Here is a 24,575-nt window from a genome sequence, read left to right as displayed (position 1 = left end):
TTTATTTTTTTCAATAATTTTAATAGGAGGTACTGAGATGAAGAAATATTTACAAAGAATTGGTCGCTCATTGATGCTTCCTGTAGCTGTTTTACCAGCTGCAGCCATTTTAATGGGTATTGGTTATTGGATCGATCCATCTGGCTGGGGTGCTGATAGTCCACTGGCTGCTTTCTTAATTAAAGCTGGGTCATCCATTATTGATAATATCCCAATCCTATTTGCAGTTGGGGTAGCACTGGGAATGGCGAAAGAAAAGGATGGCTCATCGGCGTTAAGCGGTTTGGTTGCTTACTTGGTAGTAACAACCTTGCTTTCAACAGGGACAGTGGCATTACTGCAAGGGATTAAACCAGAAGAGGTTGATCCTGCGTTCGCAAAGATTGGTAATGCTTTTGTTGGTATTCTTTCAGGTATTGTTGCTTCCATGATGTACAACCGCTTTAGCCATGTAAAATTACCGGATGCTTTAGCATTTTTCTCCGGTAAGCGGCTTGTACCAATCATGACCGCAGTATCTATGCTTATTGTTTCAGCAATTTTATTCTTCCTATGGCCTGTAATCTTTACTGGACTTGTATCATTTGGTAAAGGTATTTCTCATTTAGGTGCTTTTGGCGCAGGTTTATATGGATTCTTTAATCGTTTATTGATTCCAACTGGTTTACACCATGCCTTAAACTCAGTATTCTGGTTCGACGTAGCTGGAATCAATGATATTGGTAATTTCTGGGCTGGAAAGGGAACAAAAGGCATTACTGGTATGTACCAGGCCGGATTCTTCCCTGTCATGATGTTTGGTCTTCCAGCAGCTGCATTAGCAATGTATCATACTGCAAAAGACAGGAAGAAAAAAACAGTTGCTTCCTTAATGTTAGCCGCAGGTTTCGCAGCATTTTTTACAGGTGTTACAGAACCAATCGAATTTGCTTTTATGTTTGTTGCTCCAATGCTCTATGTAGTACATGCTGTTTTAACTGGGATTTCATTAGCCGTCGCAGCAGCATTCCATTGGACAGCAGGATTCGGTTTTAGTGCTGGTTTAGTTGACTTTATCTTAAGTTCAAGATTACCATTGGCAAACCATCCTTACATGTTAATAGTCCAAGGTTTAGTGTTTGCGGTTATCTATTATTTCTTATTCCGATTCATTATTACGAAATTCAACTTAATGACTCCTGGACGTGAAGAAGATGATGAAGAGTCATCTGACGTAACTGTTCCAGCAGGTGACAGCAAATTTGCCGTCATGGCAGCACAGATTTATGAAGGATTAGGCGGAGACGCAAATGTTACTTCTGTAGACAATTGTGTTACACGTTTAAGAATGGAAGTAAAAGACATGAATGCTGTCGACAAGCAAAAAATTAAAGCGACTGGTGTTCCTGGAATAAATATTGTTGGAAAGCAAAGCATTCAAGTCATTGTCGGAACGAATGTACAATTCGTGGCAGATGAAATTCTAAAACTTCGAGGTAAAAAACCTACTGGAATGAATCCAGCTTTATCAAAATCGTCTGCTCCGGTTGAATCAGATGGTCTTTCACCACTTTCTGATAAAGATTTTGTAATGCCAATCGAAGGAGAAATTATCCCGATTACTGAAGTTCCAGACCAAGTTTTCTCCCAAAAAATGATGGGAGACGGTTTTGGAATTGTTCCATCAAAAGGTACAGTGGTTTCACCAGTTGACGGCGAAATTATGAATGTTTTCCCTACGAAGCATGCAATTGGAATTAAATCTAATCAAGGCTATGAAATCCTTATTCATATTGGCTTGGATACCGTTAATTTAAAAGGTGAAGGCTTTACTATACTTGTTGAAGAAGGACAAAAAGTTACTAAAGGTCAGGAAATCCTGAAATTTGATTTAGAGTTCCTTAAGAAATCAGTACCATCAGTTGTGACTCCAATTATCTTTACAAACTTAACAAAATTAAATGTAAAGAAACAGGGACACTCAGCCCAAGGTCAAGACGGAATCCTCTCAATTGAATAGCAGCAAAAATCGACAGGTACCTACCTGTCGATTTTTTGTTATGCATATTGTTTTGATTCTTCTTTTTGAAAGAAGCTTTTCATCGCATGGAATACATCTGCTTTTTGTTTTAGAATATAGTAGCGGAAACGTTCATCTTTGATATTTTTGTAAGCGGACATTAATGTCGAATGGCGATTATATTGATTTACTTCCCCGTATCCAAACATGTTGGATACCTTCATTAATTCTTCAACCAACTTCACACAGCGGGCGTTATCCGATGTGAGATTATCACCGTCTGAAAAGTGGAATGGGTAAATGTTGAATTTTCGTGGATTATATTTAGCGTCAATGATCTCCAGGGCTTTGCGGTATGCGGATGAACAAATCGTTCCACCGCTTTCTCCTTTCGAGAAGAAGTCTTCTTCAGAAACTACTTTTGCCTCGGTATGATGAGCAATAAACTCTATCTCTACCGTTTCATATTTTGTACGTAAAAATCTGGTCATCCAGAAGAAAAAGCTGCGCGCCATGTATTTCTCCCAAATCCCCATAGATCCACTCGTATCCATCATCGCGATAACAACAGCCTTAGAATCTGGTTTAACTACTTCATTCCAGGTTTTAAATTTCAAATCATCCTTGTAAATCGGGTGGAATGCCGGCTTCCCACTCATGGCATTCCGCTTAAAAGCAGACATCATTGTCCGTTTCTTATCAATGTTCCCCATAAGTCCTGTTTTGCGGATATCATTAAATTCGATGTTTTCAACAAGATGTTCCTGTTCTTCTTTCTTTTTCAGATTCGGAAGCTCTAATTGTTTAAATAAAGCCTCCTCAAGTTCCATTAAAGACACTTCGGCTTCAAAATAATCCTCGCCTGCCTGATCTCCTGCTCCCTGCCCTTTGCCTGGAGCCTTTTGCCCGCTGGAACCGTCACGTGCTACTACATCACCGACTTGACTGTCACCGTCACCTTGGCCCACGTGTTTGTTTTTGTCATAATTATAACGAATTTTATATTCGTCTAATGAACGAATTGGAATCTTTACCACATCTCGGCCATTAGACATAATTATGCTCTCTTCTGTAATTAAGTCTGGAAGATTGTTGCGAATTGCCTCCTGGACTTTTTCCTGATGCCGCTGCTGGTCATCGTGGCCTTTACGGTGGAGGGACCAATCTTCTCTTGAAATGACAAATTGATGGTTATTATCTGACAATGTAAACCCCTCCTTATGAAATTATTCATCTTCAAAATGCACATTTTTTAATCACACACATACAATAACCCGAATGAAAAAATCAGATAAAATATGGATTACTTTATCCTATGCAGAAACCGCGAATAATTTACAAATAATTTTGACAATTGGGTTGTTGCCTACTAATTGGACAAGATTTATTTTTTTACTCGGGAAAAAAACAGACTGGCAGATTGCTTCTACCAGTCCCTTGGCATTATCGATTTAATAAACTTCCGACATAGCGCAGCAATTCATTCGCTGAAGTCGAATTATAACCATGCTCGTCAATTAACCGGGCTACTACATCATTAATCTTCTTAAGCTGCTGTTCATCTGGTGTTTTTGAAGACGTAGTTATCTTAACAACATCCTTTAGATCCGCAAATAGTTTCTTTTGAATGGCTTCACGAAGTCTATCATGCGAATTATAATCAAACCGCTTGCCTTTTCTTGCGAAAGCTGAAATTCTTATCAATATTTCTTCCCTAAACGCCTTTTTCGCATTTTCAGAGATTCCAATTTGTTCTTCAATCGAACGCATTAATTTTTCATCCGGATTAATCTCTTCTCCTGTTAACGGATCACGCAGTTTCGCTTTATTGCAGTAAGCTTCAACATTATCAAGATAATTATCCATTAATGTCTTCGCTGATTCTTCATAGGAGTAAACAAAGGCCTTTTGAACTTCATTTTTGGCAATATTATCATACTCTTTTCGAGCAATAGAGATATAATTCATATATCGTTCACGCAGCTCTGCTGTAATAGATGGATGTTGATCCAGCCCATCTTTTAATGACCTTAATACATCTAAGGCATTAATGGAAGGTACTTCTTTTCGAATAATAGTCGATGAAATCCGGTTAATGACATAACGCGGGTCAATACCGCTCATACCTTCATCTGGATACTCTTTCTTCAGTTCTTCCACATCTGCAGTATTAAATCCTTCTACATTTTCTCCGTCATAGAGGCGCATTTTCTTCACTAAATCAATATCACCTTTTTTAGGATCCTTCAAACGAGTAAGAATGGTAAACATGGCTGCCACTCTTAAAGTATGAGGTGCAATATGGACATCAGAAACATCACTTTCTCTAATCATCTTTTCATAAATTCTTTCTTCTTGTGAAACTTTTAAATTATAAGGAATCGGCATGACGATAATCCTGGAGTGTAATGCCTCATTCTTCTTATTAGAAATAAAGGAACGATATTCCGTTTCGTTTGTATGCGCAACGATTAGCTCATCCGCGCTGATGAGCGCAAACCTGCCTGCTTTGAAATTTCCTTCTTGAGTTAACGAGAGTAAATGCCAAAGGAATTTCTCATCACATTTTAGCATCTCCTGAAATTCCATCATCCCGCGGTTTGCTTTATTTAACTCACCATCAAAACGGTAAGCACGCGGATCTGATTCAGAACCAAATTCAGCAATCGTAGAAAAATCAATACTGCCTGTTAAATCTGCAATATCTTGTGATTTTGGATCCGATGGACTAAAGGTTCCAATTCCTGTACGTTTATCCTCTGAGAAAAAAATACGTTCGACTAACACATCTTCAATTCTGCCGCCATAATCCTGTTCAAGCCGCATCATATTTAGCGGTGAGAGATTTCCTTCAATTCGAATTCCATACTCTTCATAAAAATCCCCCCGTAAATGATGTGGGATTAAATGCAGCGGATCTTCATGCATTGGACAGCCTTTAATGGCGAACACAGACCCTCTAGCAGTGTGGGAATAGCTTTCTAAACCTCTTTTAAGCATCGTTACTAGCGTAGATTTACCGCCGCTCACCGGCCCCATTAATAACAAAATACGTTTTCTTACGTCCAGCCTTTTCGCTGCTGGGTGGAAATATTCTTCAACAAGACGCTCCAGTGCTTCCTCTAAACCGAATAATTGATTGCTAAAGAAATTGTACTTCTTCGTCCCTTTTTCCTCTTCAATTCCTGCATCCTTAATCATATTATAAACTCGAGAATGTGCAGATTGTGCTACCCATGGCTTTTCCTTTAACAACAATAAATAGTCAGCGAATGATCCTTCCCAACGCAGTTTTTCCTCTTCTTCACGATACATCTCGATTTTTTTTAGAATATCCATAAGGCCCTCCCCCGAAAGCTTAATCAGAGACGATTAATATACTCTATGCACATTGTCTATTGAACATGCGTAACCAAGAAGAGATACTGTCTATCTTTTTTGTTTCAATAAAGGAATATTGCACTTTTCATTTTTTTAAGATAGGATATAATATTTATATGTGTAGAAAATTGTATGACGAAGGGGGCAATACATAACATGAACACTTTCATTGTTATTTTAGTAATGGTTACATTTTTAGCAGCGATCTTCACCGCAGGATATAATGACAAACCAGGAACAAAATAATCCTTCCATACAAAAGGCTGCTATTTTTTAGCAGCCTTTTTTCATCTTAAGTCTAATTTATTTTTTTGGATAAATTCCTTCATGTACATTCTATTTTGTTTTTCAAGCATTTTCCCCATCTGTTCTGTCCAACGGTCGTTTCTCTTTCCTTCCGTTCTTTGAATATAATAATTTGAAATTAACTCATCATATTCATCCAGCTGCCGGTTATAAATTTCCGTATTTTGTTGATATTCGTCTTCATGGTAAATATGTTCAAAAGGCAGTCTTGGTTTACGCTCATTTTGTTTTACTGGATACCCGACCGCTAGTCCGAATAAAGGAATTACTCTTTCTGGTGTTTTTAAAACCTTTTGAACTTCCTCTAGTTGGTTGCGAATGCCTCCAATGTAACAAATACCAAGTCCCAAAGATTCCGCTGCAATCGCTGCATTTTGTGCTGCTAATGTTGCATCGATGAGAGCAACCATAAATTTCTCCGTGCTTTCAATCGATGAATTGACGTTTTTCTGTTCTTTTTCACCAATAATCGTATGGCGGTAGAGATCTGCACAAAAAACAAAGAAATGGCCATTTTTTTCAACATATTCCTGATTTCCTGCAAGCTCAGCGAGTCTCCTCTTTTTCTCTCTATCCTTAACCCCAATAATTGAGTAGGCCTGAATAAAGCTTGAGGTTGATGCGGATTGAGCAGAGGTGACAATGGTTCGTATTTGTTCTTCAGTTAAAGGTTTGTCCTCAAAGTGTCGAATAGAGCGATGATTAAGTATAGTTGCTATCGTATCATTCATATCTTTTATCCTTTCTTTTTTTAGCAAAAGGAGGCCCAAACCATAGGACCTCCTTGCAATTATTTTAAATGAATAAAGTTTTGCTGGCGAAGTGCTTCATATATAAGAATCGCCGCTGTATTGGAGAGATTCAAAGAACGAATATTATCATTCATTGGAATCCGTAATGAAACCTCTTTATTTGTTTCAATAACGTCTTTTGGCAAACCTGTTGTTTCCCGGCCAAAGATAAAATAATAGTCCTTGTCAGGATTACTATAATCAAAGCTGCTATGCGGTTTTTGCCCAAACTTTGTTAAGTAAAAAAATTCACCGCCGGCATTTTTTTCGTAAAAATCCTCTAATGAATCGTAATATGTGATATTTACATGTTCCCAATAATCCAATCCCGCTCTTTTTAACATCTTGTCATCGGTTGAAAAGCCAAGCGGGCGAATTAAATGTAAAGCGGTATCGGTACCTGCACAGGTTCTCGCTATATTCCCTGTATTAGAAGGGATTTGTGGTTGGTATAGTACTACATGTATGGACACGAATTTCACCTCAGATAAAAAACTCTATCTGAATTATACCACTATGACATTTGCTTTCAAGATAAGTGCCTTTAATCAAGAATATGGTAAAACCTATATTTGATATTGGGAGTATAGGCGGAAGAATCTTCATACGCCCAATATCTCATTCGACTATTATAGGTGTGGGCATTTACTAAAGGCATTCCGTTCGCGTCCTTTGCCGTGACAATGGTATTATGGTTGAATCGGCCGTCCCCTTCAAAATCATAGCAAATCACATCACCCAATAATAATTGATCGGGGCTGCTTACCTCTTTTGCCCTTAATCCAGCAGTAGATTTAGATAAATATAAGCGTAGGGAGTTGGCAATTGCCCAGCTATAGCTCCAGTTATGATTTTGCATCCACCATCCTGTTCCGCGATTCGGATAGCCTCTCATTGGTGCCCCTGCAACATGAAGACATTGGGAGATGAAATTCGTACAATCATTTTCAAACTTTTTATAGGCTGGATTATAGCTGTTCCACCAGCGTTCCGCATATTGAATCGCTTTTAACCGATTATATTGGTAGCTTAAGCGATCGAAGGTATCCGCCATAAAAGGCTCGGAATATCCCACAGGCTGAGCTCCATTCTCTATGGGCTTGATTTCCCCATCCATTATTAGTGTTTCTTTATAAAATTTGGCTACTCTTTCTTCGACTTCTTCTTCCAAATAAAGATTGCCTTTTTGTTTAATTAAATATTGATAATGAGCATTGTATTTTATCGTTTGGAAATCGTCTTCACTTGTATTTTCAAGGACCTTGCCAGCTGCTTTCACTTTGACGATTTCTGCTGATCTTTTTGCTAAGGACTCAAGCTTTCTATCTGCTTTTGAAAAATTATCCTTTGAATTTCTGTGATTGGCTACAAATTGTTGAACCCTTTTTTCAAATAGTTCTTGAAGAATTTCACGCATAATCTTCCCTCCTTCCCTTCATACTTATGAAAGAAATTGAAAAAAAAGAGCGGAACCGTTTTGGTTCGCTCCTAGAATTAGTTATAAAAGCTTAAGCCTTTTTTAATTTCACGTTGTACTTCTTGATCAGTTTCTTGTTCTTCAGCCCTTTTTAATGCCGCAAATGCTGTTTCTCCGCCAATTTTACCTAGTGCCCATGCTGCCGTGCCCTTTGCTATTGGACTTACTTCATTTTCTAATATGTCTACTAAATCGGAAACCGCAGATTCATCTTTAAAGTGGGCAAGCGCGATAATGGCATTTCGCTGAATCGGCTTCTTCCCACGCCAAGATCCTGCCAATGAACCAAATTGTTTTTTAAATTCCCGGTTGCTTAATTTTAAAATCGGTCTTAATAATGGTTTGGCAACTTCGGGATCAGGTTCCATTTCGTCGTGAAAATGAAAGTTCTTCCCCTTATTATGCGGACAGGCAGTTTGGCAGGAATCACACCCATATATTCGATTTCCAATCTTTTCTCGAAATTCATCCGGAATGATTTCTTTTGTTTGAGTTAAAAATGAAATACAGCTCTGGGCATTAATTTGACCGCCTTGAACTAATGCACCGGTTGGACATGCATCTAAACACTTTGTGCATGTTCCGCATTGGTCTTCTATTGGTGTATCCGGCTCAAAAGGAATGCTCGCAATCATTTCACCTATATATACATATGAGCCAAATTCGGGAGTAATAATGGCACAGTTTTTTCCGCTCCAGCCGATTCCAGCTCTTTCTGCAACTGCCCGATCCGAAAGCTCTCCTGTATCGACCATTGATTTTAAACGGGCATCTGGGACTTTTGTTAAAATAAACTCTTCCAACTTTTTGAGCTTATCTCTTAGAATATGATGATAGTCGAGCCCCCATGAGGCTCGGCTAAAAATACCTCTTCTTTCTCCCTTTTTACTTTCAACACGTTCGTTCATTTTGGAAGGATAGGCAAGAGCAATCGAAATGATTGATTTTGGCTCTTCCAAAAGTAATGCTGGATTCACTCGTTTCTCAATATCTGGCTCTTCAAAACCGGATTGGTATCCAAGTTCTTGTTGTGTTAGTAGTCTGTTTTTTAGTTCAGTGAAAGGGTCGGCACTAGTGAAGCCGATTTTATCGATTCCGATTTCTTTGCTGTAGGCAATAAGTTCTTCTTTTAAATTTTTGGCATTCACTCTGGCTGCCTCCTTTCTTCCTGAATGATCTATTTTAGAGGTCGTTTAATTATTTGTAGCACATCTATTTATGATAAACTATTTTCAATGATTTTTGGAGGTGTGATTGTTGGAAATTCAAGTTTCATCAGGTCTTTTTAAGGAGATTCCTCATTTAAAATTAGGAGTCATTGAATATAAAGGTATTACCGTTGGGGATTCGCCGCAAATGCTTAAAGGAAGACTCCAGATGTTCCAGGAGTCTATATATTTTGATTTAGAGGATAAAAATGTTACGGAGTTACCTGGAATCCAGGAATGGCGTGCTATTTTTAAAAAGATTGGCAAGGACCCTAATCGGTACCGTCATTCCGCTGAGGCGCTTTACAGGAGGGTTCAAAAGCAAAATTATCTCACGTCTGTTCAAAGTGCGATTGATATTAATAATTTTTTCTCGTTGCAATATCAAGTCCCCATCGGCATTTATGACCTAGATCGTTTAGAAGGGCACGTGGATGTTCGGCTAGGCACCGAGGGAGAAGATTACATTGGATTAAATGGCCGTTCTAACTCTTTAGAAAGTCTTATTGTTGCCTCTGATTTAATTGGACCGTTCGGGAGTCCGTTTGTGGATTCTGCCAGAACACAAGTTACGTTAGATACCAAGAATGCACTGCAAATTATTTATTTAAGGCCATCAACAGACTGGGAAAATGCAAATAAGCTGACTGAATCATTAATGAAAATGTTTATTCAGGTGCATGGCGGAGATGGTTCTTACAGGATTTTGGAGAACCAATAAAGCTGTATTTATGAAAAAATGTAAAAAAACGCAATGCATCGTTCTCCTTTGTAACGATACACTGCGTTAGTTAATATGTATGGAGCGGGTGATGAGAATCGAACTCACAACATCAGCTTGGAAGGCTGAGGTTTTACCACTAAACTACACCCGCATAGAATTTAAAAATGGCAAATTTGTGAACCAAAGTCGACTTTTTCATAATACACAGTTTTTTTATGGACGTCAAGTAATTATTGCGTTTTTTGTCGAAATTTCTTCAAGAAGCTAAAAAGCCTTCAATTAATTATCATTTTATTAATTGAAGGCTGGAATAATGACTAATTTTTTTGATGGTCTTCAAAAGAACATTCCTTTAATGGGACAACCTTTGTTTTATGGATGACTTTATAACCGATCCAAATCACTAAAAAAATGGGCAATCCAATATATGATACGGCTGCTCCGTACCAATCAATGTTACCTGTCATAAACGCTTGATAATTTTGACCAAGAATGATAATGATGCACATTGCTAATGCAAGAATAGGGCCGAGAGGGAACCATTTCGCCTTGTATTTAAGCTCATTCAGGTCTCTTCCCTGGGCAATGTAGGCTTTTCTAAAACGGTAGTGGCTCAAGGCAATCCCTACCCAGGCAATAAATCCGGTTAAACCTGATGCATTTAATAGCCATGTATATACTTGATCTCCGAAAATGGACGTTAAAAAGGCAAGTCCGCCAATAATCGTTGTCATAACTAGCGCATTCATCGGAATTCCGCGCTGGTTTACTTGTTGTAAAAATTTCGGTGCCTGTCCGTCCTTTGCCATAGACCATAGCATACGAGTTGAGGCATATAGCCCCGACGTTCCGCATGACAAAACAGACGTTAAGATAACTGCATTCATGACAGAGGCTGTAAAGGCAATTCCTGCTTTTTCAAACACGAGGGTAAATGGGCTCACCGCAATTTTGTCAACATCCCCGCCTAAAAGTTCAGGACTAGTATATGGGATTACTAGCCCAATGACTGCAATCGCTCCAATATAAAATAGAAGAATTCGCCAAAATACTTGCCGGATTGCTTTCGGTATGTTTTTCTTGGGATTTTCACTTTCCCCTGCTGCAATCCCTACCAGTTCAGTCCCTTGAAAGGAAAACCCAGCTATGAAAAAAATACTTAACACAGACATAAAGCCACCGCTTACCGGAGCATCTCCCATTGTAAAGTTTTTAAACCCGATATACTCACCTCCGAAAATCCCAAAGATGGTGAGCACACCGACGCCTATAAAAACAATGATAGTAATAACTTTTATTAAAGCGAACCAATACTCAGATTCTCCGTAACTTTTAACCGACAACGCATTCAATAAAAATATTAGTCCTAAAAACAGGGCACTCCAAACGATGCTTGGCACATCCGGAAGCCAGAATTTCATAATGATGGCTGAAGCAACGATTTCAACTGCCAGGGTAACAGCCCAGTTGAACCAATAATTCCAACCGAGCGCAAATCCTAATGCTGGGTCAACAAAACGGCTGGCATATGTGGCAAATGATCCGGAAACCGGTATAAAAGTAGCCATTTCACCGAGACTTGTCATCAAAAAATAGACCATAATTCCAATCGCGCCATAAGCTATCATGGCACCACCGGGTCCAGCTGTTTGAATGGACGCACCTGTGGCTAAAAACAGCCCTGTACCAATTGATCCCCCAATCGCAATCATTGTCATATGACGTGCCTTTAAATTGCGTTTAATTCCATCAGTTGTTTCCTGATTATTCTGACTCTTCACTTCAATTTTATGGGCTTCCATCCATTTTCCACCTTCACAATTAGGATATTAACGAAATGGCAATGGATAATTTATCCCCATAGAAAGAGGGAGATAAATTATCCGATATTATTGATGTTTTTTCTAACCGCCATAAGATGGATTACTATTTAGAAAAATCAAAGTAGTTTCGCTTTAATAAGCGTGGAGCAGCCATAAGTGTGTCAAATGCCAAACTTTTTTCAAGCTTTGAAGTATCGATTAAAAATAGCTGATCTTCAATTTTCTGTACCGTTTCATCAGTTTGATAGGTAATACCACATTCTGAGCAATGGAAGGCTGGTGTGTCCTGAATTTCAATTGTTTTCGTACCGTCCGGTAGTTCCCAATACACTGTATTACCCGTTTCAACAGCTCTGTCAGATCCGCACCATTGACAATTCAACATTATTCCTCCCTTGCTCCAACAGTCTCATACTTGCTCATTTGGGCATGGAATTTTTTCTCTTTCAATTCATCACGTTTCTCTCGTTTATCCTTTAAAGAGCTATGTTCTGGATTTTCCTTATACGTTTTGCGGCGGTCCAATCGTTTTAAACCTTCTGGAATTAGGTTAAATTTCGTATCATTAATAATGGACAGTACACCATTGCTTTCAAAATTTTCGAATACTTCAGGATAAATCTTTTTATAATAATCCTCTGCACTTCCTGGATGGTAATTTTCAGGTTCCGGATAAGATGTAATGACACCTTCAAAGTTACGCAAAACTACTTTATTGGAACTTTGAGAAATGATATAGTTCGGCTGCAATGGAATTTTGCCACCTCCTCCAGGAGCATCAACAATGAAGGTTGGAACCGCATAGCCCGAAGTGTGACCTCGAAGCCCTTCCATGATTTCCAATCCTTTGCTGATTGGTGCACGGAAATGGCCGATCCCTTCTGATAAGTCACACTGGTAAATGTAATATGGACGCACACGAATTTTAACGAGGTCATGCATAAGCTGTTTCATGATTGGAACGCTGTCGTTAATGCCTGCAAGAATAACTGCTTGGTTGCCTAGTGGTACGCCCGCATTTGAAAGCATTTCACATGCTCGCTTCGAATCTTCCGTAATCTCCATCGATGTATTGAAATGCGTATTCAGCCAAACTGGATGATACTTTTTCAAGATATTGCAAAGGTTTTCAGTAATACGCTGTGGGAATACAACCGGTGCTCTTGTACCGATTCGAATAATTTCTACATGCGGAATTTCACGTAAATTCTTTAAAATATACTCTAAAATATTGTCATTGATAAGGAGTCCGTCTCCTCCAGAAATTAGCACATCACGGATTTGCGGAGTGGAAGCAATATAATTAATGGCATTGTCTAACTGTTTCTTAGGTACACCCATTCCAATTTGACCTGAGAAACGTCTCCTTGTGCAGTAACGGCAGTACATTGAGCACTGGTTCGTTACCAGGAACAATACACGGTCCGGATAACGATGCGTTAGCCCAGGTACCGGTGAATCCTCATCTTCATGGAGTGGATCCTCCAGGTCATATCTTGTTTTATACAATTCCTGAGAGATTGGAACAGATTGCATACGAATCGGACATCTTGGATCATCTTGGTCCATCAGCGATGCATAATATGGCGTAATGTTTAATGGAATAGTTTTGGTAGCAATTTTAACTCCTTCTTCTTCTAGTGGTGTTAAATTGATCACTTTCTTTAAGTCTTCAAGTGTTTTAATGGTGTTTGTCAATTGCCATACCCAGTCATTCCATTGCTCGTCAGTTACATCTTTCCAAAGCTCGATTTCTTTCCAATGTCTTTTTGGTTTAAATAAAGTGTTTCTCATTCTTTTCCCTCCTGGAATTAGTTCTTTTAATAACCAATTTTTTAGAAAAAATCTCCCTTAATTCTAACTATTTAAGAAAGGATGTACTCCATATAATAGCGGTTTTCTCCTTCACCAAACTCATCGAATCTCGTTCCTTTAATGGCAAATCCCATTTTTTCATATAATTTAACAGCTGCCTTATTTTGGGTGTTGACTGTTAAGCACACTTTGTGAAAGCCGTCCTGCTTTAAAATAGGATAAATTTCCTCTAAGAATAACTTTCCAATTCCTTTCCCCTGTTGGTCGGAACGAACATAAAAGCCGAATATGTAGGCTTTATGAATATTATTGTAATCTCTCATCATCTCGCAAATGGCGATCGGTCTTGCATCATCTTGTTGTCGATATTGAATTAGTTTCCCGTATCTAACTAAAGGAATCAGGGTTTGTTCATCAACTGCTCCCATTCCCGGAAATGCATCTTTCTCGAGGTCCATCATTATGTGTAACTGTTCCGGGTTTAGTGAAGTCGGAACTTCGACATAATAGGATTTTTTTAATGTTTCCATGTTTCTTTCCTCCTTAGTTCCACCTCATATTTGATATCATCCAATGGCCAGATCGGCCTTGGGATGTGATGATACGTAAATGTTGTTAAACGGTTGGAAGCAACACCTGGTGCATCCACATAAATGATCTGTCCTACAATCGTCTCAAATGCAGCCCTGAAATGATTTTTAGCCTTAAGACAGAGAATTCTCTTTGTTGAGGGCTCCAGTCCAATATGACGGAACATTTCCGGATCATTCGCTGACATCGGCCTTCCAATGAGGAGGATATCCATCTTACCCACACGAATGTGTGCCGCACCCTTTAAATCGACCTTAAGATTCTGATTAAACGGCCCTGAATTATAAAATACACCGTCTGATAAGGCAATGATTGTTGCATCAACTTGGACAGGTTCTCCGAATTCAGGAGATACCTTGCCGCCAAGTAACAACGATACCTTATTTCCGACTCCCGCCTTCCGACATGCCTCAATCGATTCCGGATCATATAGTCCTCCAAACAGCGTTTCAGCGAGGTTCAGGTTCACCACTTCCCTAAGTAATTCAGTTGTATCCCCGCTTCCACAGCTTAAAGGATTATCCGAGATGTCAGCCAACACTATCGGTTTGTCATCTTCAATCGACAGCGCCATATCCAGCCCTTGTTTTACATTGGGAAGATCCATGATGAACTCTTCTCTTACACTCCAAAACAAGGAAGCTAGTTTTTGAGCTGTTTCTTTACCTTTTTGTGGATTTAGCGCAACAACCAGTACACTAGCTCCTGCCATGGGAATATCCGAATAAGGGAACCCTCCAAAGATGGAAACATTGTATACTTCTTCTTCTTCTTCCACTTGTTTTGCCCATTCAATCATTTTGTACATTGGCCCTTCTGCTGTTCTCATATTGATAGAGGGGGGCATCATCGGCAATTTTTCAAACGCAGCGTAGTATGTAACGCCATTCTTTAATTGTTTTAATAAAGCGTTTGCTGCCTGAAGGCCTTGTTCATACATATCAACATGCGGATATGTTTTAAATCCAAAATGAAGCGGAGTATATTCAATCATCTTTTCGCTCAAATTGGCGTGCATATCAAGAGTCGTAGCGATTGGAACATCAGATCCAAGAACCTCGCGGATCTTTCCCAGTAAATGCTCTTCCGGATCAAACAGGTGCTCCACAACCATCGCTCCATGGAGTGCCACCAATAATCCATCCAGCCTTCCTGCATTCATGAGCGACTGCAGCATTTGCTTTTCAATAAAGGAGTACGTTTCTGTCGTTACAACACCAGATGGAACCGCGGCCGCACAAAGCAGCGGCACGATTTCAACATTCTCTACCTGCCTTAAAACATCCAGAAACCCGCCAACTTCAGTCTTCGTTCCACTATAGGCATCATAAATTTCATCCCCTATAAAATAACCTTCATTTCGAAACTGTTCCATTTCGGTTTTCATTGAACTGAAACTATGGGATTCATGGTAGAAGAAGGCAATGCCAATACGATGTTTTCTCATAATCTCCCACCTTTTAAAATGTCATGAATCTATTAATAGTTTGTATAAATAGACTTCCACTCTGTCATGACATCAAATGCATGATGGGAAACTTCACGGTGTCCGTTACCAGACATTTTCATGCCTCCAAATGCAACCCCCATTTCAGCATTAGAGGTTCCATTATTTATATAGACAAGTCCGCTTACCGCTTCCGATGCACCCCGATTCGCATAATGAAGACTATTGGTATAGATGGAAGTAGACAATCCATAAATCGTGCCGTTATTTACCTCCATTGCTTCCTCATATGAATCTACTTCAATGATGGCAAGGACAGGCCCAAATATTTCCTCCTGGGCAATGGAGTCATTCGGCCGGACGTTATCAATAATCGTTGGCTCATAGTAAAAGCCGCCCAATTCAATCACTCGCTGCCCGCCTGATACAATTTTTCCGCCTTCTTCAATCGCTTTTTGTACATACCTCTCAACTGTATGAAGCTGATCTTCATTTACAAGAGGCCCAACCTGGCTGCCTTCTTCAAGACCATTTCCTATTTTCATAGATTTTGTTAATTGTACAATTTTTTCTAACAGCTGCTCTTTTACCGGACGTTCAACAATAACCCGGCTTGCTGCTGTACAGCGCTGACCAGTTGTTGTAAATGCTGATTTGACAATTCCATCTGCCGCTTTGTCAAGGTCCGCATCCTTCAGGACGATAACTGCATTTTTCCCGCCTAATTCCAAGGAAATGCGTTTTAACGTTTTGCAACTCATTTTAGCTAGCTGCTGTCCAACCTCCGTTGAGCCGGTAAACGAAATAACTTTGACATCCTGATGCTCAGCAAGTTTTCGTCCAACCTTACTTCCGGAACCGGTAATCAAGTTCACTACCCCTTCAGGCAACCCGGTTTCAGCTAATATTTCGACAAAAATCTTTGCCGACAATGCCACCTCTGATGCTGGTTTCCAAACCACCGTATTGCCAGCAATCAAAGCAGAAAATATTTTATAGGAAGCAAGTGCAACAGGAAAATTCCAAGGAGTAATGCATGCTGCCACTCCAAGCGGCTCACGCACCATTCTCACATTCCGCCCCGAAAAACCTGCTGGAACCGTTTCTCCAAAGAGGCGCCGGCCTTCCCCTGCCATATATTGAGCGGTCGCACTGACCACACCAACTTCTCCTAATGACTCGGTTAGAACCTTGCCCATTTCCATGGTCATAACACGAGCCAGTTCTTCCTTCCGTACTTCAAACAATTGGACTGCTTTCGACAGATAAGATGCCCGCTCCGGAATTGGAGTGTTCTTCCAGCTTGAATAGGCTTTTTCTGCCGCTGCTACTGCCTTATCGACCTGATCAGGTGAAGCCGCGGCACAAACACCGACAAGCTCCCCGGTAGCGGGGTTTAAACTTTCAAAGTAGGATTGGTCTGGTTCATTTACCCATTTCCCATTTATAAAAAGATCTCCCTTAAGGATCTCAGTTTTGATTTGATTTGACATAATCGTGACCTCCTTTTCTGAATTACTACATAGAGAAATGACATCTAGCTCCCAGGATGGTTTCTGACACAGCCTCCTCTAAAATGATCAATCCTTCGTCAAGCACATCTTCTTGAATGTTTAGCGGAAGCATTAACCTGATGGTTTGACCGCTTACACCGCAGTTCATGATTAGCAATCCATTTTCTAATGCTTTCGCTTTAATTTGAGGTACTAATGTTGCTGCAGACTGCTGATCGAATTCAATGCCGATCATCAAGCCTATTCCTCGAACTTCCACAATACCTGGTAAATGACCAATCGATTTTTGAAGCCGGTCTACAATCGCTGCCCCAAGGTCAGCGCTTCTTTCCACTAACTTTTCTTCTTCAATGACCTCTATGTTTGCCAAGGCTGCCGCACAAGAAATCGGATTTCCGCCAAACGTCGAACCATGTCCTGCTGTTGGCCATTTTTCATGGAGTTCACGATTCGCCACAATTGCTCCGAGAGGCATTCCCCCTGAAAGGGCTTTTGCCAAGACTAAAATATCAGGAGTAACATTGGCATGCTCTGCGGCGAACATTTTGCCTGTACGGCCAAAACCTGTCTGTACTTCGTCAAAAATCAGCAAAATTCCATGCTCTTCTGTAATCCTTCTTAACTCCTTCAAAAAGCTTGGCGGTGCTGGATAATAGCCGCCTTCGCCCATTACCGGTTCAATAATAATCGCCGCCACGCGCGATGGATCGACTCGTAAATCAAATAATTTTTGCAGCTGGTTCAAGCAATACTCTTCTGTTTCTTCTTTATTAATATTTTTCAGCTGGCTTGGGTAAGGATATGGGATATGGTACACCTCTCCTAAAATCGGTTCATAATAACGGCGGTATTTAGAGCTTGATGCTGTAATGGCTGTTGCACCTAATGTACGGCCATGGAACGATCCTTCAAAAGCAATAATTGCTGGTCTGCCTGTGGAAGCTTTTGCCAATTTAAGCGCCCCATCGATTGCTTCAGCACCTGAATTGGAGAAAAAAACCGTATCCAGATTTCCTGGAGTGATTTTTGCAAGTTTTTCCGCCAGATTTGCTGCCGTTTCATAATAACCGTAGTTCAAGCCAAGATGGATTAAGTTGTCTGCTTGCTTTTTAATCGCATCAACCATTTTCTTGTTCGTATGCCCGACTGCATTAACAGCAACACCTGATACGAAATCGATATATTCTTCACCATCTGTTGTCCAAAATTTAGCGCCATGTGCCTTATCGATAACAAGCTCTGTCACTCTAGTCATAACCGGAGATAAATGTTTACGTGCTTTTTCTTGAATTTCATTCGTTTTACTTTGCAATTTCAACTGTCTCATCCTTTCGTAATTGGCTTTTGAATATCGATAATGATTCATCTAGTATTCTCACAATTTCATCTATATCTGTTTTCTTAACATTTAGTGGGGGGCTAATAATCAGATGCTCCCCATTTATGCTATCAATTGAACCTGACCCCGGATAAAAAACCGCACCAAGTTCCATGGCTATACTATTGATTGTTTCAGCTGCTTTCTCAAATGGTTTAAATAAAAGATCCTGTTCACGGTCCTTCACAAGCTCGATTCCAATTAAAAGTCCTCTGCCCCGGACGTCGGATATACAAGAATGTGTTTGCTTCATTTCCAAAAGGCGCCCGACAAGATAATTCCCTTGCTCGTTCACATTTTCCAATACATTATCACGTTCATAGACTTCTAAGGCTGCAAGACCGGCTGCAACTGCAACAGGATGACCACTATAGGTATAGCCATGAATAAATTTCCCGTCGCTATTTTGAATCAGCCCATCAATTAACTGATCATGAACAATCATGCCAGCAAGTGGAGCATAACCGGCTGATACTCCCTTTCCAAATGTGATAATATCAGGCTCGATTCCTAGCTGTTCTGTCGCGAAATGGGTTCCAGTCCGACCAAAGCCTGTCATCACTTCATCGACGATTAAGACAATTTGGTATCGGTCACAAAGCTCACGGATTTTCTCAAAATAACCCGGCGGCGGCGGAACAGCTCCTTGCTGGCTACCTACTATCGGTTCGGCGATAAAAGCCGACACGTTCTCAGGTCCTAGCTCTAAAATCGTCCTTTCAAAATCCGTTACACATGTCCAGTTTTGTTTTGCGAGACAATCATTTTGTTGACGTCCATACGGACATCGATGGCAGTACGGAGAGTAAACATGGGCATAATTTAAAAGATTTGGAGTGTATGCGTGCCTTCTTTTTACGTCACCGCCTGCTGATAATGACCCCATCGTGTTACCGTGATACGATTGCCAGCGTCCGATGACAATGTGTTTTTGAGGTCTGCCGGCATCTTTGTGATATTGCCTCGCCAGCTTCATGGCACTTTCATTTGCCTCAGAGCCTCCGGTGGTAAAATAAACCTTGTTTAAATAACCCGGAGCCATTTTTCCAATCTTTTCAGCCAATTCATATAAAGCCTTCGTTTCAAACCGCAGCGTATGTACAAATGCTGCTTTTTTGGCTTGCTCTGCCATCGCGTCACCTATTGTTTCAATCCCATGGCCGAGGTTGGCAGCAACTGCTCCAGAACAAGCATCTAAATATTTTTTTCCATTATCGTCAAAGAGATAAACTCCTTCACCGTGGGTTATGATTGGGTATTCCTTTTTAAAATCACGGTGAAATACATAATCTTGTTTTACTCTGTCCATCTTTCCACCACCATTGCCATTCCTAATCCCCCTGCTACACAAATTGTCGCCAGACCATATTGACGTTTTTGTTTTTCAAGTTCATGACATAATGTCGTGACAATTCTTGCACCGGAGCAACCGAGGGGATGACCTAAAGCAATCGCACCTCCGTTTACATTCACGTTATCTCCCTTAATCCCCCATTCTTTTAAGCATGCAAGACTTTGGGCGGCAAACGCTTCATTTAATTCTATTAAGTCGATATCCTGTAAACGCAGCCCTGCTTTTTTCAAGGCGATTTCTGAGGCAGGAACCGGACCTATGCCCATTTCCTTTGGTGATACGCCTGTTGCGGCAAAGGAACGAATCCTCGCCAGCGGAATGACTCCAAGCTGTTTTGCTTTTTCCTCAGACATCAACAGCAGCATCGAGGCACCATCATTTCTGCCGGAAGAGTTTCCTGCTGTTACGGTTCCATCTTTGTCAAAGACAGGATTTAGGGCTGCTAACTTTTCGATGTTAGTCAATCTAGGATGCTCATCGATTGCGAAGTTCTTTGTTCCACTTTTCCCCTCTTTAACTGGAATAGGAATGATTTCTTCTTCAAACAGCCCCAGTTCAATAGCACGCTTCGTTTTCTGCTGGCTCTTAAAAGCAAATTCATCTTGCTCTTCCCGACTAATATTATATTTTTTTGCAAGCCATTCGGCGGTTTGCCCCATCGTGAAATGGCCATAAACTTCCTCAGGCTGTGATTTCGGCTGACTCTCTGTATTCGAGTCGTAAAGGATCACATTACCCATCTTAAGACCAAATCTTGTTCCCACTGTATAATGTGGAGCCTGAGACATGCTCTCTACGCCTCCTGCCAAAACAACCTCCGCCTGCCCCGATAAAATGGACATTGCTCCGTTCATGACCGCCTGCATACCCGAACCGCACTGGCGATGGACTGTATAAGCGGGAATTGTTTCTGGGAAACGTGCCGTTAAGGCTGCAACGCGGGCAATATTTGGAGCATGGGCGCTTTGCTTTGTTTGGCCAACTATTATTTCATCGACGATATTTGCTCTGTAACCGGAGGCAGAAAGATTATTTTTCATAATCGTACATACAAGCTCTTCTGGAAGAGTGTCGGCCAGTGAACCGCCGAACTTTCCTATGGCGGTTCTAAATCCGTTGACGATTACAATCATTACACCGTCACCTCGGTGCCATTAATAATTGAGTCAGCAATTTGAAAAGGTGCTTCAGTTTTTTCTTGTACTTCCTTGAGAGAAATTCCAGGCGCCAGCTCAATCAGATGCAGCCCATCCTGCTTTACTGAGAAAACTGCTAAATCGGTAATAATTAAATCCACTGCACGTTCTGATGTGATTGGATAGGTTGATTCCTTAACGATTTTTGACTCTCCTTTATCCGTCGTGTGCATGGTTGTCACGATCACTTTTTTTGACCCTTCCAATAAATCCATCGCACCACCTACACCAAGAACGCTTTTTCCTGGTACAGCCCAGTTGGCAATTCGACCCTTTTCATCGATTTGGAGCACTCCAAGAATTGAGACAGTCACATGGCCTCCACGAATCATGGCAAAGGAGGAAGCGCTATCAAAAAAGGACGATCCTTCTACCACCGTGACAGGAAGTTTACCAGCATTAACTAGATCTTTATCAACATGCTCCTGTTCTGGAGTCGGACCTACTCCAAGAATGCCATTCTCTGAATGTAGAAAAACTTGGATATTTTCTGGAATATGGTCAGCTACGAGCGTAGGAATCCCAATACCTAAATTAACAATATCCCCATCCTTTAGTTCCTTTGCCGCTCTTTCAGCAATATAATGTTTCACATTCATACTAGTTTCCTCCCGACAAGACGATAAAATCAACGTATAAATGAGGGGTCACGATTTCTTCAGGAGAAATTTGACCGCTCTCAACAATTTCATCTACTTCTGCAATGACGGTATCTGCAGCTGTTGCCATCATTGGATTGAAGTTTCTGGCCGACTTGTTATAGATGAGGTTCCCTAATGTATCTGCTTTTTTTGCTTTTATTAAGGCAAAATCGGCTTTAATCGGTTCCTGAAACACATATTTTTTTCCATTAAGGATGCGCTCTTCTTTGTTTTCTGCGATTTTCGTTCCGACACTTACCGGTGTATAAAAACCACCCAATCCGGCACCGCCTGCTCGAATGGCTTCTGACATTGTTCCCTGTGGAACAACCTCGACTTCCAATTCTTTATCCTGAAAAGCTTTAACCACCTCAGGGTTGGAGGTAAAATAAGAACCTATTGCTTTTTTTACTCGTTTTTGCCGTACTAATACACCAAGACCTCTCCCTGGCTCTCCAAGGTTATTGCTTATAATCTCTAAATCTTTTACCTCAGAGTCTGCCAAAGCATCTACTAAACTAAGCGGACATCCTACTAGGCCAAATCCGCCTACCATAATTCTTGAGCCACTATCAATCTTTTTTACAGCTTCTTCACATGTAATTAGCTTTCCCATCCCCTTTTTCCATCCCTTCTAGTAATTTTTGTGCAGTTTAACTATTTCGGATATAAAAAAAACCGGACAAGACATAGATCCCCTATAAAGAATGTCGTCAAAAAAGAAAACCTTCTTTATAAAGTGTCTATACCTGCCCGGTTTTAATAAGACCATGGAGAGAGGTCGTCTCCCCACTTTATTATAACCAAACGTTATGTATTCACTTGCTTTAAGTTATCCCAGTAACGTTGAACTGCAGCCTGAAGGGCCACAATGATCGCTTGCTGGGATGGAGCAAAATAAAATTTTTGAATCTGTTCAATCAAGTACTCAATTCCACTCTCGAGGCAATAGCCTATCAGCAGTTTTTGAAAATGTTTTTTTGTCAATTCAGTGACGAATGTGAATTCAGCTCCCACAATCTTATGCTCTTTTGGATCCACTTCTAGTACGATTCCTGCGTGTTTAAACATTTCATACATGGAAGTTCCCTGAGGAGCTTTAGCATAGCCTGTCACGATCACTGTATCCAGTGTTTGCATGTTCTGAATCGCTCCCTTCAAAATCATATGTCTAATTGTTTCTTGCATCCGGAATCTTTGGATGAAATTGAAGATTAGAAGATTACCTATAAAGTTGATTAAGAAACCAACAACTCCACAAAAAAAAGGAGGCTATATATCTAATTTAGGCAAAGCCTAAACGAAATAAATAGCACTCCATACATGACATATGACAGTGAATGGGATCCTGCTCCCATTCCCCTAGTTTGAATCCAACGAGCGGCGATAAAAAAATTCACCTAGAAATCAAACTATCGGCGATAAAAACCTTCATCCTTAAAGGACTACCCTTTTAACGCGCCTCTATTTGAGTATTCAGTTTTTAAATTGTAAATGATTACTATTGNNATAGAAAGTCAATGCTTTTTTCTTTGTTAAGCTTTATTTTTTGAGAGGTCTTATAGGTGTCTTCAATTTCTAAATATTATATTAACTAGTTGAAAATCAAAAGTCAATATATTTTTAATAATGAAAATATATACAACAAACCTTAGTACCAATCATCTATTATGAGCGTTTTAACCTATATTTAAATGTGCATGTTAATCCATCTAATAATATCTGCTTGAACTTCTTCCCTATTTGTTTCATTTAACAATTCATGGCGAGCATCCTCATATAACTTATAGCTTACCTCTTCAATTCCTACCTGTTTATAGGCATTATAGGTTTTCAAAGGCCCTTTTGAGTTATTTCCAACTGGATCCTTGGCCCCTGAAATTAGAAATATAGGCAGATTAGCAGGAATCATACTTAGATTTTCGCGTTTATTAATAATTGCTATTCCTTCCAATAAATCATAAAAAAATCCTGCAGAGAAAATCCCCCCACACATTGGATCTTTAATATATTTATCTACTTCCCTTTTTTCTCTGCTTAACCAATCAAATTCAGTTCGAGTTGGTTTAAAATTTTTATTGTAGCTTCCAAAGGTCAAGTTATTTAACAGCGGGCTTGGCGAATGTGCACCCTTCCGTTTTATTTCTCTCGATGCTATCCATTTCCCAATAGTCCCCATGATTCCAGGGTCTCCGCCAGTACCGCTTAAAATAACACCAGCTAACCGATTTCCGTACAATTGAATATATCTTCTTGATAAAAATGATCCCATACTATGCCCAAATAATATAATCGGAAAACCAGGAAACTCTTTTTCAATTATCATTGTAAGTGCATGCATATCTTCCACTACTTTTTTAAAACCCTGTTCATCCGCAAAATAACCGCTCATATTATTTAACTTCGCAGTTTCGCCATGCCCTCGATGATCATTGCCATAGACAATGAAATCGTGGGACATTAACTCTTTTGCAAAAGCATCATAGCGATCAATATGTTCTGCCATACCGTGAGCAATTTGAACAATAGCTTTTGGCCTAATTTCGCTTTTTGCAGCCCATTTTTTAGCAAAAATTTCAACGCCATCTTCTGTTTGAAAGGTGAAAGATGATTGTTGGCTCATTCAGACCACTCCTTTATTCAGGTTATTTTATTAAAAAAAGACTCACCCAATTCCTCCTAAAATAGGACATTGAGTGAGTCTCCGAATCTCCGTCACATTTTAACTTATCATGAATATAAATGAGTCGTTAAAAATTGTCAACCACTTTTGAGTATTACATGCAGCTCCGCACTTATTGAGCATCACGACAATTTTTTGGGGGTAACGGGCATTATGAAGCCCTCTTACTTACCGTGACATCTATTTTCCGAGCCTGACGGGCATTATGAAGCCCTCTTACTTACCGTGACGGCTTTTTTTCGGGTCT

At 40.1% G+C, this 24,575-nt stretch carries 21 protein-coding genes, 1 tRNA gene, 1 pseudogene and 1 riboswitch; of the genes and pseudogenes, 3 read left to right on the top strand and 20 right to left on the bottom strand.

Going from position 1 to position 24,575, the window contains the following annotated elements; all coding sequences use genetic code 11:
* Window positions 1-37: 37 nt before the first annotated feature.
* Window positions 38-1,474: pseudogene (gene nagE / locus V7161_RS00675) on the top strand (N-acetylglucosamine-specific PTS transporter subunit IIBC); the annotation flags it as partial.
* An 18-nt stretch (window positions 1,475-1,492) separates the two neighbouring features.
* Window positions 1,493-1,999, top strand: coding sequence for a PTS sugar transporter subunit IIA (locus tag V7161_RS00670; protein ID WP_335441827.1), 507 nt, complete (start codon window positions 1,493-1,495; stop codon window positions 1,997-1,999).
* A gap of 38 nt (window positions 2,000-2,037) precedes the next feature.
* Here V7161_RS00670 and yhbH read toward each other — a convergent pair whose 3' ends face one another.
* The 6 genes from yhbH to queG all read right to left on the bottom strand — a co-directional run bounded on the left by yhbH (window position 2,038) and on the right by queG (window position 9,102).
* Window positions 2,038-3,204, bottom strand: coding sequence for a sporulation protein YhbH (gene yhbH, locus V7161_RS00665; RefSeq protein ID WP_223593098.1), 1,167 nt, complete (start codon window positions 3,202-3,204; stop codon window positions 2,038-2,040).
* Between the two features lie 238 nt (window positions 3,205-3,442).
* On the bottom strand, window positions 3,443-5,338 hold the full coding sequence (locus V7161_RS00660; protein ID WP_335441807.1) for a PrkA family serine protein kinase: 1,896 nt from the start codon (window positions 5,336-5,338) through the stop codon (window positions 3,443-3,445).
* A gap of 329 nt (window positions 5,339-5,667) precedes the next feature.
* Complete coding sequence (nfsA, locus tag V7161_RS00655) at window positions 5,668-6,417, bottom strand: oxygen-insensitive NADPH nitroreductase (protein ID WP_335441806.1); 750 nt, start codon at window positions 6,415-6,417, stop codon at window positions 5,668-5,670.
* Between the two features lie 59 nt (window positions 6,418-6,476).
* Window positions 6,477-6,950: a tRNA (uridine(34)/cytosine(34)/5-carboxymethylaminomethyluridine(34)-2'-O)-methyltransferase TrmL gene (gene trmL / locus V7161_RS00650; RefSeq protein ID WP_335441805.1), complete on the bottom strand. Its 474-nt coding sequence runs from the start codon at window positions 6,948-6,950 to the stop codon at window positions 6,477-6,479.
* Window positions 6,951-7,021: 71 nt separating this feature from the next.
* Window positions 7,022-7,894, bottom strand: coding sequence for an amidase domain-containing protein (locus tag V7161_RS00645; RefSeq protein WP_335441804.1), 873 nt, complete (start codon window positions 7,892-7,894; stop codon window positions 7,022-7,024).
* 77 nt (window positions 7,895-7,971) lie between these two features.
* The gene (gene queG, locus V7161_RS00640) at window positions 7,972-9,102 is read right to left on the bottom strand and encodes a tRNA epoxyqueuosine(34) reductase QueG (RefSeq protein ID WP_335441803.1); all 1,131 of its coding nucleotides are present in this window, start codon (window positions 9,100-9,102) and stop codon (window positions 7,972-7,974) included.
* A gap of 109 nt (window positions 9,103-9,211) precedes the next feature.
* Between queG and V7161_RS00635 the strand changes: the two genes are divergently transcribed.
* Window positions 9,212-9,883 carry a B3/B4 domain-containing protein gene (locus V7161_RS00635; protein ID WP_335441802.1) on the top strand — a complete coding sequence of 224 codons (672 nt, stop codon included), beginning with the start codon at window positions 9,212-9,214 and terminating at the stop codon, window positions 9,881-9,883.
* Between the two features lie 80 nt (window positions 9,884-9,963).
* On the opposite strand, the gene V7161_RS00630 is transcribed toward V7161_RS00635, so the two are convergent.
* The 14 genes from V7161_RS00630 to V7161_RS00565 all read right to left on the bottom strand — a co-directional run bounded on the left by V7161_RS00630 (window position 9,964) and on the right by V7161_RS00565 (window position 24,268).
* A tRNA-Gly gene (locus V7161_RS00630) sits at window positions 9,964-10,037 on the bottom strand.
* A gap of 166 nt (window positions 10,038-10,203) precedes the next feature.
* Window positions 10,204-11,688: an amino acid permease gene (locus V7161_RS00625; protein WP_335441801.1), complete on the bottom strand. Its 1,485-nt coding sequence runs from the start codon at window positions 11,686-11,688 to the stop codon at window positions 10,204-10,206.
* Between the two features lie 124 nt (window positions 11,689-11,812).
* The gene (locus V7161_RS00620; RefSeq protein ID WP_335441800.1) at window positions 11,813-12,091 is read right to left on the bottom strand and encodes a YokU family protein; all 279 of its coding nucleotides are present in this window, start codon (window positions 12,089-12,091) and stop codon (window positions 11,813-11,815) included.
* Between the two features lie 2 nt (window positions 12,092-12,093).
* The gene (ablA, locus tag V7161_RS00615; protein ID WP_335441799.1) at window positions 12,094-13,503 is read right to left on the bottom strand and encodes a lysine 2,3-aminomutase; all 1,410 of its coding nucleotides are present in this window, start codon (window positions 13,501-13,503) and stop codon (window positions 12,094-12,096) included.
* A gap of 71 nt (window positions 13,504-13,574) precedes the next feature.
* Window positions 13,575-14,054, bottom strand: coding sequence for a GNAT family N-acetyltransferase (locus V7161_RS00610; RefSeq protein ID WP_335441798.1), 480 nt, complete (start codon window positions 14,052-14,054; stop codon window positions 13,575-13,577).
* Window positions 14,042-15,562 carry a M81 family metallopeptidase gene (locus V7161_RS00605; protein WP_335441797.1) on the bottom strand — a complete coding sequence of 507 codons (1,521 nt, stop codon included), beginning with the start codon at window positions 15,560-15,562 and terminating at the stop codon, window positions 14,042-14,044. The genes V7161_RS00610 and V7161_RS00605 overlap by 13 nt, the downstream gene beginning before the upstream one ends.
* A gap of 32 nt (window positions 15,563-15,594) precedes the next feature.
* Window positions 15,595-17,055 carry an aldehyde dehydrogenase family protein gene (locus tag V7161_RS00600; RefSeq protein WP_335441796.1) on the bottom strand — a complete coding sequence of 487 codons (1,461 nt, stop codon included), beginning with the start codon at window positions 17,053-17,055 and terminating at the stop codon, window positions 15,595-15,597.
* Between the two features lie 25 nt (window positions 17,056-17,080).
* Window positions 17,081-18,394 carry an aspartate aminotransferase family protein gene (locus tag V7161_RS00595; RefSeq protein WP_335441795.1) on the bottom strand — a complete coding sequence of 438 codons (1,314 nt, stop codon included), beginning with the start codon at window positions 18,392-18,394 and terminating at the stop codon, window positions 17,081-17,083.
* Entirely contained in the window at window positions 18,378-19,763 is a 1,386-nt protein-coding gene (locus tag V7161_RS00590; protein WP_335441794.1) for an aminotransferase family protein, read from the bottom strand. Before V7161_RS00590 ends, V7161_RS00595 begins: the two co-directional genes overlap by 17 nt.
* Complete coding sequence (locus V7161_RS00585) at window positions 19,751-20,941, bottom strand: thiolase family protein (protein ID WP_335441793.1); 1,191 nt, start codon at window positions 20,939-20,941, stop codon at window positions 19,751-19,753. Before V7161_RS00585 ends, V7161_RS00590 begins: the two co-directional genes overlap by 13 nt.
* Window positions 20,941-21,603, bottom strand: coding sequence for a 3-oxoacid CoA-transferase subunit B (locus V7161_RS00580; protein ID WP_335441792.1), 663 nt, complete (start codon window positions 21,601-21,603; stop codon window positions 20,941-20,943). Before V7161_RS00580 ends, V7161_RS00585 begins: the two co-directional genes overlap by 1 nt.
* 1 nt (window position 21,604) lies before the next feature.
* Window positions 21,605-22,261: a CoA transferase subunit A gene (locus V7161_RS00575; protein ID WP_335441791.1), complete on the bottom strand. Its 657-nt coding sequence runs from the start codon at window positions 22,259-22,261 to the stop codon at window positions 21,605-21,607.
* Window positions 22,262-22,455: 194 nt separating this feature from the next.
* Complete coding sequence (locus tag V7161_RS00570) at window positions 22,456-22,785, bottom strand: DUF3870 domain-containing protein (RefSeq protein WP_335441790.1); 330 nt, start codon at window positions 22,783-22,785, stop codon at window positions 22,456-22,458.
* A gap of 162 nt (window positions 22,786-22,947) precedes the next feature.
* Window positions 22,948-23,120: riboswitch (Lysine riboswitch) on the bottom strand.
* 215 nt (window positions 23,121-23,335) lie between these two features.
* Window positions 23,336-24,268: an alpha/beta hydrolase gene (locus V7161_RS00565; RefSeq protein ID WP_335441789.1), complete on the bottom strand. Its 933-nt coding sequence runs from the start codon at window positions 24,266-24,268 to the stop codon at window positions 23,336-23,338.
* Between the last annotated feature and the right edge of the window lie 307 nt (window positions 24,269-24,575).

It is taken from the genome of Neobacillus drentensis (assembly GCF_036965425.1).
Classification (GTDB): Bacteria; Bacillota; Bacilli; order Bacillales; family Cytobacillaceae; genus Neobacillus; species Neobacillus drentensis_F.
The sequence above is the reverse complement of the archived record's forward strand: the minus strand, read 5'-3'. Positions and strand labels throughout refer to the sequence as shown.